The sequence below is a fragment of the Mesorhizobium qingshengii genome (assembly GCF_027563465.1).
Lineage (GTDB): Bacteria > Pseudomonadota > Alphaproteobacteria > Rhizobiales > Rhizobiaceae > Mesorhizobium > Mesorhizobium qingshengii_A.
The window spans coordinates 820559-835969 of sequence record NZ_JAPFQA010000002.1; the positions used below are offsets into that span (position 1 = coordinate 820559).

Annotated in this window: 17 protein-coding genes; 10 read left to right on the forward strand and 7 right to left on the reverse strand. The window is 63.2% G+C overall.

Going from position 1 to position 15411, the window contains the following annotated elements; translation table 11 throughout:
• The first annotated feature begins 149 nt into the window (after positions 1 to 149).
• The 6 genes from OOJ09_RS08670 to ppa all read left to right on the forward strand — a co-directional run bounded on the left by OOJ09_RS08670 (position 150) and on the right by ppa (position 4450).
• Positions 150 to 788, forward strand: a complete 639-nt coding sequence (locus OOJ09_RS08670; protein WP_269904784.1) for a LemA family protein — start codon at positions 150 to 152, stop codon at positions 786 to 788.
• Between the two features lie 51 nt (positions 789 to 839).
• On the forward strand, positions 840 to 1634 hold the full coding sequence (locus OOJ09_RS08675) for a TPM domain-containing protein (protein ID WP_269904877.1): 795 nt from the start codon (positions 840 to 842) through the stop codon (positions 1632 to 1634).
• A 64-nt stretch (positions 1635 to 1698) separates the two neighbouring features.
• A complete protein-coding gene (locus tag OOJ09_RS08680; protein WP_420107505.1) occupies positions 1699 to 2532 on the forward strand; it encodes a TPM domain-containing protein in 834 nt (277 codons plus the stop codon).
• Between the two features lie 9 nt (positions 2533 to 2541).
• Entirely contained in the window at positions 2542 to 3180 is a 639-nt protein-coding gene (locus OOJ09_RS08685; protein WP_269904785.1) for a TPM domain-containing protein, read from the forward strand.
• 118 nt (positions 3181 to 3298) lie between these two features.
• Complete coding sequence (locus OOJ09_RS08690; RefSeq protein WP_269904786.1) at positions 3299 to 3805, forward strand: GNAT family N-acetyltransferase; 507 nt, start codon at positions 3299 to 3301, stop codon at positions 3803 to 3805.
• Positions 3806 to 3916: 111 nt separating this feature from the next.
• Positions 3917 to 4450: an inorganic diphosphatase gene (ppa, locus tag OOJ09_RS08695; RefSeq protein ID WP_269904787.1), complete on the forward strand. Its 534-nt coding sequence runs from the start codon at positions 3917 to 3919 to the stop codon at positions 4448 to 4450.
• A gap of 318 nt (positions 4451 to 4768) precedes the next feature.
• Here ppa and OOJ09_RS08700 read toward each other — a convergent pair whose 3' ends face one another.
• Entirely contained in the window at positions 4769 to 5362 is a 594-nt protein-coding gene (locus OOJ09_RS08700; protein WP_269904788.1) for a hypothetical protein, read from the reverse strand.
• A gap of 42 nt (positions 5363 to 5404) precedes the next feature.
• Entirely contained in the window at positions 5405 to 6022 is a 618-nt protein-coding gene (locus OOJ09_RS08705; RefSeq protein WP_269904789.1) for a TetR/AcrR family transcriptional regulator, read from the reverse strand.
• 75 nt (positions 6023 to 6097) lie between these two features.
• On the opposite strand from OOJ09_RS08705, the gene OOJ09_RS08710 reads away from it, so the two are divergent.
• Positions 6098 to 7381, forward strand: a complete 1284-nt coding sequence (locus tag OOJ09_RS08710; protein WP_269904790.1) for an MFS transporter — start codon at positions 6098 to 6100, stop codon at positions 7379 to 7381.
• 130 nt (positions 7382 to 7511) lie between these two features.
• Positions 7512 to 9086: an alkaline phosphatase D family protein gene (locus tag OOJ09_RS08715; RefSeq protein WP_269904791.1), complete on the forward strand. Its 1575-nt coding sequence runs from the start codon at positions 7512 to 7514 to the stop codon at positions 9084 to 9086.
• A 233-nt stretch (positions 9087 to 9319) separates the two neighbouring features.
• Here OOJ09_RS08715 and OOJ09_RS08720 read toward each other — a convergent pair whose 3' ends face one another.
• Positions 9320 to 9601, reverse strand: coding sequence for a hypothetical protein (locus OOJ09_RS08720; RefSeq protein ID WP_269904792.1), 282 nt, complete (start codon positions 9599 to 9601; stop codon positions 9320 to 9322).
• Positions 9602 to 9799: 198 nt separating this feature from the next.
• On the opposite strand from OOJ09_RS08720, the gene typA reads away from it, so the two are divergent.
• Positions 9800 to 11629, forward strand: a complete 1830-nt coding sequence (gene typA / locus OOJ09_RS08725) for a translational GTPase TypA (RefSeq protein ID WP_269904793.1) — start codon at positions 9800 to 9802, stop codon at positions 11627 to 11629.
• 62 nt (positions 11630 to 11691) lie between these two features.
• Here the strand turns inward: typA and OOJ09_RS08730 are convergent, their stop codons facing one another.
• A complete protein-coding gene (locus OOJ09_RS08730) occupies positions 11692 to 12318 on the reverse strand; it encodes a DUF1062 domain-containing protein (RefSeq protein WP_269904794.1) in 627 nt (208 codons plus the stop codon).
• A 433-nt stretch (positions 12319 to 12751) separates the two neighbouring features.
• Positions 12752 to 13537 carry an alkaline phosphatase family protein gene (locus OOJ09_RS08735; RefSeq protein ID WP_269904795.1) on the reverse strand — a complete coding sequence of 262 codons (786 nt, stop codon included), beginning with the start codon at positions 13535 to 13537 and terminating at the stop codon, positions 12752 to 12754.
• A gap of 212 nt (positions 13538 to 13749) precedes the next feature.
• On the opposite strand from OOJ09_RS08735, the gene OOJ09_RS08740 reads away from it, so the two are divergent.
• Positions 13750 to 14364: a LysE family translocator gene (locus tag OOJ09_RS08740; protein ID WP_269904796.1), complete on the forward strand. Its 615-nt coding sequence runs from the start codon at positions 13750 to 13752 to the stop codon at positions 14362 to 14364.
• 9 nt (positions 14365 to 14373) lie between these two features.
• On the opposite strand, the gene OOJ09_RS08745 is transcribed toward OOJ09_RS08740, so the two are convergent.
• Both OOJ09_RS08745 and OOJ09_RS08750 read right to left on the reverse strand, forming a co-directional pair.
• Entirely contained in the window at positions 14374 to 14700 is a 327-nt protein-coding gene (locus OOJ09_RS08745) for a hypothetical protein (protein ID WP_269904797.1), read from the reverse strand.
• A 135-nt stretch (positions 14701 to 14835) separates the two neighbouring features.
• Entirely contained in the window at positions 14836 to 15399 is a 564-nt protein-coding gene (locus OOJ09_RS08750; protein WP_269904798.1) for a peroxidase-related enzyme, read from the reverse strand.
• Between the last annotated feature and the right edge of the window lie 12 nt (positions 15400 to 15411).

Below are 15411 nucleotides of genomic sequence, written 5' to 3' on the forward strand. Positions count from 1 at the left end.
CCGCCAATCACAGGGCCCTTGCAACGACACCTTGCGTGCCAGGCAAGCGGTTGCCGGTCGAGCCAGGAAATGCTTTCCGGCCGGGGTCGTTTTCTTGCGCGCCGATTGTGGTAATGCTTCGCATGCAACTTCTAACGAAGGACCCCGTCATGTTCGCCCAGCGCCTTGCCTCACCATCGATGTTCCGCACGCTTCCCGCTTTCCTGATGATGGCCATCGTGCTGCCGTTGCTTGCCGGCTGCGGCTACAACACCATCCCGACGGCTGAGGAAAACGCCAAGGCGGCATGGAGCGAGGTGCTGAACCAGTATCAGCGCCGCGCCGATCTCATCCCCAACCTGGTCGAGACGGTCAAGGGCTATGCCTCGCATGAAAAGGATACGCTCGACGCGGTGGTCGAAGCACGCGCCAAGGCAACGCAGATAACCGTGACGCCGGAAACGCTGAAGGACCCCGAGGCCTTCAAGAAGTTCCAGGACAGCCAGTCCGGCCTGACCAGCGCGCTGTCGCGGCTGCTGGCCGTGGTCGAGAACTATCCCGATCTCAAGGCCAACCAGAATTTCCTGGCGCTGCAGGCACAGCTCGAGGGCACGGAGAACCGCATCGCGGTGGCGCGGCGCGACTACATCCAGGCGGTGAAGGACTACAATCTGACGCTCAGGACCTTCCCCTCGGTGCTGTGGGCGACCTTCTGGTTCCGCAGCAACCAGCCCTTCGCCAATTTCACCATCGACGACGACAAGCTGCAGACGCCGAAGGTCGATTTCGGCACCAAGCAGGGCGGTTGATAGCCGGGGCCAAACGTGGTGATCTCGCAGGCCTATGAGGGGCGACGCGGCATTCGTCTTGTCGCTGTCGTGCTCCTCACACTAGTGCTTCCGTTCTCGGCCTTCGCCGCCGAGCTGCCGGCGCTGACGGGGCGTGTCGTCGACAATGCCGGCATCATCGACGCCGCGACCGAAGCGGCGCTGACGCAGAAGCTGGCCGACTTCGAGAAAAAAGGCTCGGACCAGATCGTCGTCGCCACGATTCCCAGTCTCGACGGCGAGGAGATCGAGCCCTACGCCAACCGGCTGTTCCGCTTCTGGAAGCTCGGCCAGGCCAAGGAGAACAACGGCGCGCTTCTGTTGGTCGCCAAGAACGACCGCAAGATGCGCATCGAGGTCGGCTATGGGCTGGAAGGCACGCTGACCGACCTGCACACCAAACTGATCATCGAAAACGACATGGTGCCGGCGTTCCGCGCCGGTGATTTCTCCGGCGGCATAACCAAGGCCGTCGACGACATGATCATGGTGCTGGAAGGCAATCCGGAGGAACTGGTGGCGCGCGGCGAGCGTAACCAGCAGGCGCCGTTCAATTCCGACAACCTGTTCTTCGCCGTCTTCATCAGCATCTGGGCGATCATCTTCTTCGGCAGCATCGCGGCTTCGGTCCTGCCGCCGATCTTCGGCCAGAAACTCGGGCCAGGCCGCTATCGCTGGCTCGGCATGACCTTCGAGCCCGGCCGCCGGCGGTCCTCCCGTGGCGGCTGGTCGTCCGGCGGTGGCGGGTGGTCATCGGGAGGCGGCGGTGGCGGCTTCTCCGGTGGCGGCGGCTCGTCCGGCGGCGGCGGCTCCTCGGGCGGTTGGTGACGACATGACGGCGCGCAGCATCAGCCTGTCGAGATCCAGCCGCTTCGCCCCGGTGATCCGCGCCATGCTGATGGCCTTGGGGGTGCTGGTCTGCGGGTTCACGGCTTTCGCCGCCGACCTGCCTGCCCTGACCGGCCGTATCGTCGACAATGCCGGCATCATCGACGATGCCACCGAAGCGGCATTGACGCAGAAGCTCGCCGATTTCGAGAAAAAAGGCTCGGACCAGATTGTCGTCGCCACGATCCCCAGCCTTGATGGCGAGGAGATCGAGCCCTACGCCAACCGGCTGTTTCGCTTCTGGAAGCTCGGCCAGGCCGGCGAAAACAACGGCGTTCTGCTGCTGGTGGCGAAGAACGACCACAAGATGCGCATCGAGGTCGGCTATGGCCTCGAGGGGACGCTGACCGACCTGCACACCAAGCTGATCATCGAAAACGACATGGTGCCGGCGTTCCGCGCCGGTGATTTCTCCGGTGGCATCAGCAAAGCCGTCGACGACATGGTCATGGTGCTGGAAGGCAATCCGGAAGAACTGGAAGCGCGCGGTCACCGCAATCCCGCCGACAACAGCACCCCCATCGATCCCATCGTCGCGGCGTTCGTGATCCTGTGGGCGACGATGTTCTTCGGCGGCCTGGCGATGGCGTTCCTGCCGCCGATGTTCGGCACGAAGCTGTCGCCGGGCGTGTACAAATGGCTGGGCATGACCTTTCGCTACGGTCGCGGACCGAGCGGGTCGTCCTCGGGCGGAGGCTGGTCTTCGGGGTCGTCGTCGGGCAGCGGCTGGTCGTCGGGGAGTTCCGGCAGTGGCTGGTCGTCGGGTTCGAGCAGCGGCGGCGGGTTTTCGGGCGGCGGCGGCTCGTCCGGCGGTGGCGGTTCTTCAGGAAGCTGGTGAGATCAGATCATGGCAACACGACCAATCACAGCACAGGATCACGAGCGTATCGCCACGGCGATCCGCGCCGCCGAAGCGAAAACCGACGGCGAAATCTATTGCGTCGTGGCGCGTGCCAGCGACGGCTATTTCTTCCCGGCCGCCTTCATGGCGACAGCAGGCATGCTGATCGTCAGTCTCGCCGTCGCCTATGGGCTGGAGGCCTGGTGGCTGTCGATCCGGTTGCCGCATTTCGTCCTCGCCCAGCTCTTGGCGCTGGCCTGCGTGCTGGTGTTGCTGTGGGCGCTGCCCGGCCTGCGCATCCATCTGGTGCCAAGGCGGCTGCGCTACCAGGCGGCGCACGCCGACGCGATCAAGCAGTTCCTCGCCCGCAACGTCCACCGCACCACGGCGCGCACCGGTGTGCTGGTGTTCGTCTCGATTGCCGAGCACTACGCCGAGGTGGTCGCCGACAGCGGCATCGATGCCAAGGTCGGCCAGCATGTCTGGGATGGTGTCATCCGCGACCTGACCGCGCATGCCGGCGACGACCGTCTTGCCGACGGCTTCGTCAAGGCAATCGAATTGGTGGGGGCGGTGCTGGCCGAGCATTTCCCGGTCACATCAGGCGACACCAACGAACTGGAAGACCATCTGGTCGAGATTTGAGCCCCTACAGGAAGGTTTCGAAGGCGCGTTGCTGACGCGATGATCGCCTGTGAGAAAGCGGTCGGCGGGTCGCCCGGACTCTTGCAATCGGGCGATGCGGGTTTATGGTTAACAAATCATGAATACGCTGACGATCGACATAAGGAAGGCCGAGCCGCGCGATGCTGGCGCCATCGCCGAGGTGCACCTGCAGGCCTGGCGCGGCGCCTATTCCGGCATCATTCCGCACCGCACCCTGACATCGATGATCAACCGCCGCGGCGCCGACTGGTGGGCGAACGCAATCCGCCGCGCCGCCACCGTCCTGGTCGTCGAGATCGGCGGGACGATCGCGGGCTATGCGACGGTCGGCAAGAACCGGGCCCGGGAACTGCGGCAGCAAGGCGAAATCTACGAATTGTACCTGCGCCCGGAATATCAGGGCATCGGGCTCGGCAGCCGCCTGTTCGCGGCGGCACGGGCGCGTCTGGCCGATCACGGGCTGAAGGGCATGGTGGTGTGGGCGCTGGAAGACAACCAGAACGCGCTCGCCTTCTATGCCGGCGCCGGCGGCCGAGACGTTGCCGAGGGCGTCGAGATCTTCGAGCAGAAGGCGCTGAAGAAGGTCGCCTTCGTCTGGGAGTGACGGCCCGACCTTTCTGCCAGTGCGCCTTCCGACCATGCCCAGCACCATTCGCCGCATTGCACCATGGCGCGCCGCCCGCTATCGGTCTCCCATCAAAAGAGGGACAAAGCCATGCGCATTGAAGCCATAGCCATCGGAAAGAATCCGCCGGAGGACATCAACGTCATCATCGAAGTGCCGATCGGCGGCGAGCCGATCAAGTACGAGATGGACAAGGAGGCCGGCACACTGTTCGTCGACCGCTTCCTGCACACATCGATGCGTTATCCCGGCAATTACGGCTTCGTGCCGCACACGCTCTCCGGCGATGGCGATCCGATCGACGTGCTGGTCTGCAACACGCGCGCGCTGGTGCCGGGCTGCGTCATCAATGTCAGGCCGATCGGCGTGCTGGTGATGGAAGACAATGCTGGCCAGGACGAGAAAGTCATCGCGGTGCCGTCGCCCAAGCTGACGCTGCGCTACGAGAACGTCACCGAATACACGCAACTGCCCGACATCACACGCCAGCAGGTGCAGCACTTCTTCGAGCACTACAAGGACCTCGAACCGGGCAAATGGGTCAAGATCGAGGGCTGGCACGATTCCAAATATGCCAAGAAGATGATCGTCGAGGCGATCGCGCGGGCGAAAGCGAGCAAGTAGCCGTGTGCCGGAGTTTGAGAACGAACTCCCAAGTGTAGCGCTGCCGCTCATCCGCCTGCCGGCGTTCGTCGTTCGAAAAGCCAAGCAATTGGCTTCTCGTCCGCTGCGCGGACCACTTCTTACCTCCCCGTATCGTGACGGGGAGATGGGGCTGTCGCGATCCTCGGCGCCTTTTCTGCAGCCCCGACATTTGGCGAAATGGCGTCTTTCTCCCCGTGACGATACGGAGAGAAATGCCCGGCAGTGCAACGAGGGGCGGCGCGAACCGACGATATCTAACTGATGCGTTGCATCACGCCGGTTTGAATTGCCGCGCTCTCAATTGTCGACGCGGCCGAAAGCCGGCACGTTGCCGATGACGATGTGCTTGTCCTTGCCGCAGGCGAATGCGCGCGCCTTCTCGTCGGCAAGCTTGCGCGCCTGGTCATTGGCGCCGGGATTGCCGGTGGCCAGCACCAGGCCGACGGTGCAGCTGTCGCGACCATCCATCTGGCCAACCTTGGCGACGAGCAGCACTTCGGTCGGCTTGTTGTCATCCTCGGGATTGCTGATCGAGCGGCGATGGATGACCGCGAACGGCACGGCCTTGTCGCCATTGGTCTCGATGCGCCACTCGACCTTGGCTGCGGACGAATTGAAGCCGGAAAAGCTCTCCCAGGCGGACGTCATGTCGCCGCCGGGCGGAAAACCGTAGAACAGCGATTCACGGGCGTCGTCATAGGCGACCAGCACGGGATAGCCGCGATACCCAGAACAGGCGAGATCCGCCCAGTCGCCGTCGCCTTCCTCGGCTTGCGCATAGGTCACGCAGTCCTTCTTCCAGTCGAGATCGGTGTAGGCGCTGGAAATGTCGCCGGCTTGCGCCGCCTGGCAGACGCTGGCGAGGACAAGCGGAATCAACAGGCTGCGCATCGCGGACATCTCCGTTGGAGGTCGCCAGCGTATCGCCAATCGCTATTTCTTCAAGCTTGCTTCGATCAGCAGATCGGCATTCGTCGCCACCGACTGCGCCGGGCCACCGAACCCGAACAACTGGCCGCTGATATAGGCGCCCTCGATCAGGAGCAGCAGCCCATCGCCGAGCGTATCGGCATCGCTGGCATCCATCGCCGCTGCCATGGCGCGCAGGCGCCGGCGCAATTCCTGCTTGTTGGCCTCGCTGACCACGCGCGCCGGATGGCCGTGCTCGGGATATTCGACCGCCGCGTTGGTCATGCCACAGCCGCGATATTGCGGCATCTGCGTGCGCTTGCCGACACGGGTCAGGAAAGCCTTGATCTGGGCGCGCGGGTCGCCGGGATGAGCGTTCACAGCCTCGTCGAAGCGGTCCCAGAACTCAAGGTCGTACTGCCGCAGGTAGGAGGCCGCCAGCTCGTCCTTGGAGGGAAAGCTGCGATAGAGGCTGGGCTTGGTGACGCCGGCGCGCCTGACGATCTCGTCGACGCCTATCGCCCTGATGCCCTGCCGGTAGAACAGGTCGCGCGCCACGTCGAGGATCTTCTTGGCGGCCTTCGGCGGAGCCGACGCATGACCGTTCTTGATGGTCGGTTCAATATTTTTGTCCGTTGGCATCGTGTGACTCGATTGACAATGTTACCGATCGGTACGTATACATGCTTCCACCCCTGAAACGTACCGGTCAGTAACATGATAGCTCAATCCCGCCCATTTGGCCAGCGCTACGCTTTCGTCGTGGTTGGCGTCATCTTCCTCTGCCTGCTGATCGCGGCCGGCCTGCGTTCGGCGCCTGCGGTGATGATGCTGCCGCTGGAAAACAGCTTCGGCTGGGGGCGTGATGTGGTTTCGGTGGCCGCTGCCATCGGCATCTTCCTCTACGGTCTGACCGGGCCATTTGCCGCTGCCCTGATGGAGCGGATCGGGTTGCGCCGCACGCTGCTCGCCTCGTTGATGGTGATGTCGGGGTCGACCGCGCTCAGCCTGCTGATGACCAAGCCTTGGCATCTGTTCATCACCTGGGGGGTGTTTTCCGGCATCGGTTCCGGCGCGGTCGCCACCGTGCTCGGCGCCACCATCGTCAATCGCTGGTTCAAGACCAATCGCGGCCTTGTCATGGGGCTGATGTCGGCCTCCAGCGCCACCGGCCTGCTGGTGTTCCTGCCGCTGCTCGCCTCGCTCGCCCAATCGGGCGGCTGGAAGCCGGTCGCCATCGCCGTCGCGGTCGCCACCGCCTGTCTTCTGCCGCTGGTCTGGCTGCTGGTGCCGGAGCGGCCGGCCTCGATCGGCATGGTGCGGTTTGGCGCCGAGGCCGATGACGTGCCGCCGACATCGCCGGCCTCGCAGGGCAATTTCCTCGCCCACACGCTCAACACGCTGCGCCGCGCCGCCGGCACGCGGGTGTTCTGGTACCTGTTCGCCACCTTCTTCGTCTGTGGCTTCACCACCAACGGGCTGGTCGGCACGCATCTGATCGCTTTCTGCGGCGACATGGGCATCGGCGAGGTGCAGGCGGCTGGCCTGCTGTCGATGATGGGCATCTTCGACCTGATCGGCACGACGCTGTCGGGCTGGCTCACCGACCGCTTCGACCCGCGCAAGCTGCTCGGCGTCTACTACGGCATCCGCGGCCTGTCGCTGATCTATCTGCCCTATTCCGGCTTCTCGGCGACCAGCCTGATCATCTTCGCGGTCCTTTACGGCCTCGACTGGATCGCCACCGTGCCGCCGACGCTGAGGCTCGCCAACGAGGCGTTCGGCGACCGCAGCGGACCGATCGTGTTCGGCTGGATCGTCGCCGGCCATCAGGTCGGGGCGGCCACAGCCGCTGCCTTCGGCGGCACCATGCGCGAACTGCAGGGCAATTATGAGCTGGCCTTCCTGATCGCCGGCATGACCGCGATCGCCGCCGCCTGCATCTCGCTGCTGATCAACACCAGCCGTCCGGCTTTCGATCCCGAACCGCAGGCTGCATAGCCGGCGGCTCGCCTTGCCAGTGCATTGTCGCACCAGTGCATTGTCAGAAAAACTTCACGGTTTCGAGATGCCGCTGAAACATTGACGCTGGACCTTGGTGGCACCGTTCAACGCCATCCAGGAGACAGCCATGAACAAGCTCTCGATGACCCGCCGTGCTTTCGTCAGTTCCGCCAGCGCCGTTGGCCTGGTCGGCGTTTCCGGCCTGGCGCTGCCATACTATTCGCGCGCCAGCCAGCGCCCGGCCTTCACGCATGGCGTCCAGTCGGGCGATGTCGACGCGACCAGCGGCATGGTGTGGACGCGCACGGACCGCCCCTCGCGCGTCATGTTCGAGGTGTCGTCGACGGAGAATTTCGCCAACGCGACCCGCTTGGCGCCGCTCGATACCTCGCCGGCCAGCGATTACACGGTGAAGCGGCTGCTCACCGATCTCGCCTCCGACCAGGACATCTTCTATCGCATGACGGCGGCCGATCTCGCCGACGTCAACGCCGTCTCGGAGCCGATCACCGGCCGCTTCCGCACCGCGCCCGCCTCGAGGCGCGACATCAGGTTCGCCTGGTCGGGCGACACCGCCGGCCAGGGCTGGGGCATCGACGAGACCGGCATGAAGACCTACGCCACCATCGGCAAGCACACGCCCGATTTCTTCCTGCATTCGGGCGACACCATCTATGCCGACGGCGCGATGAAGGACGAGGTCGATCTGCCCGGCGGCGGCAAGTGGAAGAACGCCGTGCTCATCGACGGCAAGCGCAAGGTCGCCGAGACGCTGGATGAATATCGCGACCAGTGGAAATACAACATGATGGACAGGAACGTGCTCGGCTTGAGCGCCATCTGTCCGACCTTCTACCAGTGGGACGACCACGAGGTGCTGAACAACTGGTCGGATTCGAAGGATCTGAGCGCCGACAACCGCTACACGGAGAAATCCATCCACGTGCTGGCGGCGCGTGCGGCGCGCGCCTTCCACGAAATGACGACGATCCGCTACGAACCGTCCGAGCCCGGCCGCGTCTATCGCAAGATAGCCTACGGACCGCTGCTCGACGTGTTCTTCCTCGACATGCGTTCCTATCGGGGCCCCAACGGTCCGGACATGCAGGATGAGATGACGCCGCAATCGCGCATGCTTGGCGAACAGCAGACGAAGTGGCTGAAGCGGGAGCTGGCAAATTCGAAGGCGACCTGGAAGATCATTGCCGCCGACATGCCGCTGGGCCTCGTCGTCTGGGATGACGGTGCCAAGAAGGCCGGCGCCGAGGCGGTCAGCAATGGCGACAATGATGCGCCAAAGGGTCGCGAGCTCGAGATCGCGGACCTGCTGCGCTACATCAAGAATGCCGGCATCGGCAACACTGTCTGGCTGACCGCCGACGTGCACTACACGGCGGCGCACTACTACAATCCAGACAAGGCGCAGTTCCAGGATTTCAATCCGTTCTGGGAATTCGTCTCGGGACCGATCCATGCCGGTACGTTCGGCCCCAACGATTTCGACATGACCTTCGGTCCGGAACTGAAGTTCATCAAGGCGCCGACCGCCGAGCAGGGCCAGAACCTGCCGCCATCGGCCGGCCTGCAGTTCTTCGGGCTGGTCGATATCAACGGCGCCAGCGAACAGATGACGGTGCGGCTGATGGATCGCGACGACAACGAACTCTACAAGGTCACGCTCGACCCGGTGCGGTCGGCGTAAGGGCCTGAGGCCCGTTCACCCTCCCCCTGGTCGGCGAGGTGGCTTCGCAAAGCGAAGCTGGCGAGACGGGGTGGGGGTGAAGCGCCGGCGTGGGGAGATCCCCACCCCGCTCCGCTTCGCGGATCGACCCTCCCCACAAGGGGGAGGGTGAGGCGCGGTCAGCGCTTTCGATGTCGATATTTTCGATTGCAAGAACGGATTAAATCACCAGCCCGTGGCATAGGCTGCCGATCCTAATCCGGATAGCAGACCATCGGGATGTTCGGCCAGACGGCGCTGTCGCAATTGTTGGCGTCCTGCCTTTGCTTAAAGGCGGCGCTGACCGGGCCGGTCACCATCGGGTCGACGCCGTCGGGCGCATCGGCGAAAACCTGTTCGGCCGACGGCGCGTCCGCCGACAAGGCAGGGCGTGCTTGCTTCAGTGTCGCCGCCGACTGTGCGGCGTTGGCCGCCAGCAGGACGGCAAAGGCTACCGATGCGATGAGCGGCCAAAATCGGTTGAGTTTATCGGTCATGACGTTCGAACTGCCCGGGACCCGGAAAGGTTCCCGCCTTGGTTAACAAAATCATCTCACACGAGGATGCTTAAGATTTGATGAGTATTTGGTGTCGCGCTTCCTCTTTCGCAAATGCGAAAAACCCTGTATGAGCCGCGCAACCGAAAGAGGCAGCGCCTTTTGGCCTGCTGCCTGCAACGCTCCCGAGACCAGAACATGAAAATCCGTAATATCGCGATCATCGCGCACGTCGACCATGGAAAAACCACCCTCGTCGACCAATTGCTGCGGCAATCCGGCTCCTTCCGCGACAATCAGCGCGTCGCCGAGCGCGCCATGGATTCCAACGACCTCGAAAAGGAACGTGGCATCACCATCCTGGCCAAGGCGACCTCGGTCGACTGGAAGGACACCCGCATCAACATCGTCGACACCCCCGGCCACGCCGATTTCGGCGGCGAGGTCGAACGCATCCTGTCGATGGTGGATTCGGCCATCGTGCTGGTCGACGCCGCCGAAGGGCCGATGCCGCAGACCAAGTTCGTCGTCGGCAAGGCGCTCAAGGTCGGCCTGAAGCCGATCGTCGTCATCAACAAGATCGATCGCCCGGATGCCCGCCATGTCGAGGTGGTCAATGAGGTGTTCGACCTGTTTGCCGCGCTCGACGCCACCGACGAGCAGCTCGATTTCCCGATTCTCTACGGCTCGGGCCGCGACGGCTGGGTTTCCGAAAATCCGGAAGGCCCCAAGGACCAGGGCCTGGCGCCGCTGTTCGACCTCGTCATCAAGCATGTGCCGGCGCCGACCGTGCATCCCGGTCCGTTCCGCATGATCGGCACCATTCTGGAAGCGAACCCGTTCCTTGGCCGCATCATCACCGGCCGTATCGAGTCCGGCACGCTGAAGTCCAACCAGCCGGTCAAGGTGCTGCACCATGACGGCACGCTGGTCGAAACCGGCCGCATCTCGAAGATCCTCGCCTTCCGCGGCCTCGAGCGCCAGCCGATCGAAGAAGCCCAGGCAGGCGACATCGTCGCCATTGCCGGCCTGTCGAAAGGCACCGTCGCCGACACCTTCTGCGACCCTTCGGTGACCGAGCCGCTGCATGCGCAGCCGATCGATCCACCGACCGTGACCATGTCCTTCCTGGTCAACGATTCACCGCTGGCCGGGACCGAAGGCGACAAGGTGACCAGCCGTGTCATCCGCGACCGCCTGCTGCGCGAGGCCGAAGGCAATGTCGCGCTGAAGATCGAGGAATCGCCGGACAAGGATTCGTTCTTCGTTTCCGGCCGCGGCGAATTGCAGCTGGCCGTGCTGATCGAGACGATGCGCCGCGAAGGGTTTGAAATCGCCGTGTCGCGTCCGCGCGTGGTCATGCAGAAGGGCGACAATGGCGAATTGCTCGAGCCGGTCGAGGAAGTCGTCATCGACGTCGACGAGGAGCATGCCGGCATCGTCGTGCAGAAGATGTCGGAGCGCAAGGCCGAGATGGTCGAGCTGCGCCCGTCCGGCGGCAACCGCCAACGCATCGTCTTCCACGCGCCGACGCGCGGCCTGATCGGCTACCAGTCGGAGCTTTTGACCGACACACGCGGCACCGCCGTGATGAACCGGCTGTTCCATGCCTATGAGCCCTACAAGGGCGAATTGCCGGGCCGCACCAACGGCGTGCTGATCTCGAACGAACAGGGCGAGGCGGTGGCCTATGCCATGTGGAACCTGGAAGATCGCGGCCCGATGGTCATCGACCCGGGCGTCAAGGTCTATCAGGGCATGATCATCGGCATCCACAGCCGTGACAACGACCTTGAAGTGAACGTGCTGAAGGGCAAGAAGCTGACCAACATCCGCGCCGCCGGCAAGGACGAGGCGGTGAAGCTCACTCCGCCGATCCGCATGACGCTGGAGCGCGCGCTGGCCTGGATCCAGGACGACGAGCTGGTCGAGGTGACGCCAAAGACGATCCGCCTGCGCAAGCTCTATCTCGATCCGAACGAGCGCAAGCGCTTCGAGAAGTCGGCCAAGGCGGTCGGCGCGGCGTAAGCTGTCAATTTTCCAAGAGCCGGGAGGGGTGGAGTACTCATGTGCTCCGCCCCTCTTTTCATTTATCCACCCGCAGCCGAGATGATGGCCTGGCGATCGGGTTCGGCGACGAGATCGATGCGGATCGTCGCTCCATCCCGGGCCGGCTTGCGCAGCGCCCTGGCGCCTTCCGGGTCAATAATCAGCAATCGCCTGTCTTCCAGTGCCTGAAGCCGCGATCGCGAGATGCCGAGTCCATTGGCAAGCAGCCTGTCGAGCCGGAGCGACGTCGGCATTTCGAGCCCGAGCTTGAGTTCCAGCGCGGTTGCGCTTTCCCCTGTGTCGCCGAGCCTTTGCTTGTGGACAGTCACATCGGGAAACTCTTCGACACGCCCCACACGGCTGCGCAGGGCAACGACATCGAAAGCGTGGCGCCGCGCCAATGCCGGATCGTTGCTTTCCAGCGCCCGCAACAGCGCCGGCTCGATGTCGCGGCGGTTGCAGCGCTCGAGAATGCCGAAATTCCAGGAATTGTCGCAGTCGATGCAGCGATAGATCAGCCAGACGTCGATGCGCTTGCCGTTGGCGTTGACGCGAAATTTCTCGCTGCAGCGATAGGCCTTCACGCCGCCGCAGCGATTGCAGTTGATGAGTGGCCGAGGTGCGATTTCAGGCGTGATCGCCCAGTGGATGCACAGATAACCAGACATGCCGATAAGCCCTTCCCGTCGGGAAGTTCATCAGGTCGGCGATGTCGAGATGCCCATGGGGCACGGCGTGGCGCAAGCTTGCTATGATCGGAAATCAGGCGTCACGGGCGGTTGCGCGCGACAGCGGTTCAGCAGTGCCAAACCGGTCTCGAACCGCCGCCCAGAGGAACACGTGAAAATGAAAACAGACACCGCGAATACGGCGCCATGCATTGTGTCGGGGGAGTTGACGAGACCGGCGGTTACGTAGGCAAAGTGAAGCTCGAAATGGTGTCGGGGCGGAATTTCTAGCCGTAGCCAATGACGACGGCAAGGCGGCAGTGACTTCAAACGGATGATGGCTTCCGACTTTGTTTGGAGACTGCCAATTGTCGGGGCGACGGGAGGAGGGACTGGCGGCGATGCTGGCAACCAGTGCTTGTCCAGTGGGAAATTACCGTTGGTTCCAGCCACTTGCGATCACCCTTCTGATGACGCTGATGCCCAAGGGGGGTATGCTTTCTATCTCTTCAATGGTTCGCAAGACCGAATAGTGATCAATCTTTTCAGAGTACCGTCCCGGCTTGATTCCAAAGCCGTGGATTACAGTAAATATATGATTCTCTGAGCGGTAGTCGTCTTCATCGAACGTCACTATCAAGAGGCTGTGGTTTTTCTTCGACCAAACGGCGTAGCCTCCAAGATGATTTTTCAACCAGGTGTCAGCCGCCTCTATTGTGCCATCATGCATGTCATTCCTGAGATTGGGGATCACGAAGCTCACGGATGGCAGCTTCGCGTAGTCGCGAGGGAACTGGGCCAAGGACTTCTCAGATCCCTTTGCGTCCGCAAACGATTCCCAGGGATTGTGTTTTCGTGGCGATCCGGCTTCGACGTAGCCCGCGAACGTCTTGCCGTGAGCCCGAAGACGAGCGGCCAGGTTCGGCGCGGCAAAGACGTGCATGCCATCGTCATGGACGTCTTGTGTCAAGCCGCTGAACAGCGCGAAGTAATTGGGTTGGCTGGGGTGAGCAACCCCGTAGGATCGATCGAACACGGCGCCGCCCTTCGCCAGCTTGTTCAAATAGGGGGCAGCTCGTCCCGCCCGAGCAATCTGGTCAAAGGCGTGGTTCTCCATGATCACGACAACGACGTGATCATACTTTGGCGGCTTCCTCGACGATGCTGCGGCCAGGGGCGCCCCGCTGAGCGCGATGCTGGCTGTCAGCACAGCCAGCATTGCGAACCGTCGAACGACCGCGCGCCAACTCCGCACAACCACGAAAACTCCTCCTCCCGCCTGATCGGCAAGATCAAGCTGACTGCAAGTCAGGCATGGCAGTCAAGGGCATGGCCGAACGCTGAGCCGGCCCGGGATCTGCGGCTACCGAAGTTGCAAGCGGTGATGTCGATCGGATATCGTCCGCCCTTCAACCGCTGTAAGGCAGTGCCATGCACGTCACCTCGCTTCTGATCTTCGCCGCCGCTTTGTTCGTTGCCGCCGGCTCGCCCGGTCCGTCGATCGCGGCGCTCGTCGCGCGGGTCATCTCGAAGGGCTTTCGCGATGTGTTCCCGTTCCTGCTCGCCATGTGGATCGGCGAGGGCATCTGGCTGTCGCTGGCGGTGTTCGGGCTGGCTGTCGTGGCGCAGACCTTCCATTTCGCCTTCGTCCTGGTGAAATGGGTTGGCGTTGCCTATCTTGCCTACCTCGCCTGGAAGATGTGGACCGCGCCGGTCGAGGCGCGCGAGGGCGAGATGCCGCGCGAGGATTCGGCCGTCAGACTGTTCTTCGCCGGCATGGCGGTGACGCTCGGCAACCCCAAGATCATGATGTTCTACCTGGCGCTGTTGCCGACCATCATCGACCTCGCTTCGGTCAGCCTCGTCGGCTGGGTCGAGCTGACGGCGACCATGGCCGTGGTGCTGGTGGCCATCGACCTCGCCTGGGTGCTCGCCGCCGCGCAGGCGCGCAAGCTGTTGAAAAGCAAGCGCGCCATGAAGATCGCCAACCGCGTCAGCGCCGGCACCATGGCGGGTGCCGCGGCAGCGATCGCGGCACGGTCCTGAGGCGAGGCGTCAGCCCATCATGTTGATGATCGGCGCGATCTCGACGTTGCAGTTGGGTTCCATAAGGATCGGACAGTCCTTGGCCTTGCTGGTGGCGTCGTCTATGTCTTTCGCTTCGATGACCGAGTAGCCACCGGTCGGGTTGCTGCCGCCATTGTTCTCCACCTTGCCACCGGGCAGGACGGTCTTTGACATGCCGACCGGATTGCCGCTGTCGACGACTGCCGAGCCAAGCTTTCCGAACCAGCCTGTCCAGGCGTCCATCATCGCCTTCCGCTCGGCTTCGGTCGTCGGCATCTTGCCGGAGCCGTGATAGATGTAGAGAAACTTCGCCATGTTCTCCTCCCTTGGTGAGCGGCATCGAACCGGCAAGCGGTCATGCCGCACGCCGATCATCGGACCAAACCGGCAAACAAGCAACGAGAATGCGAAGCTGCTAATATAGGCGCGGGTGGGTTCCAGCGCCGAGCCTTACCGCGCCATGGCGTGGTATTCGTCGTTCGGCCGCATGTCGATTGCCGCCGCGACCCGGTTCGACATGTTGAAAAAGGCGGCGGTCGAGGCGATGTCCCAGATGTCGCGGTCGGAAAAACCGGCATGGCGCAGCGCCGCCCGGTCGGCCTCGACGATCTTCGCTGGATCCTCGGTCAGCTTGACCGCGAATTCGAGCATCGCCGCCTGCCTGGGCGAAAGATCGGCGGCGCGGAAATTCATCACCATCATCTCGCCGAGCGCCGGATCGCCGGACAGCTGGCGCACCGCCGCGCCATGCGCGGTCAGGCAATAATAGCAGTGGTTGATGGAGGAGACGACGACCGCGATCATCTCGCGCTCCAGCTTCGTCAGGCCGGATTCACCGAGCATCAGATCATTGTACATGTCGGTGAAGGCGCGAAGCTTCCTGTCGTCGAAGGCGTAGGCCCGGAGCACGTTGGGAACGAGGCCGAGCTTCTCCTCGCATTTGGCGAAATAGGCTTTTGTCGCTTCGCTGAGGTCCGCGTTGCCGAGGTCAAGCGCGGTGATCTTGCCGGTCATCGGGTGTTTCTC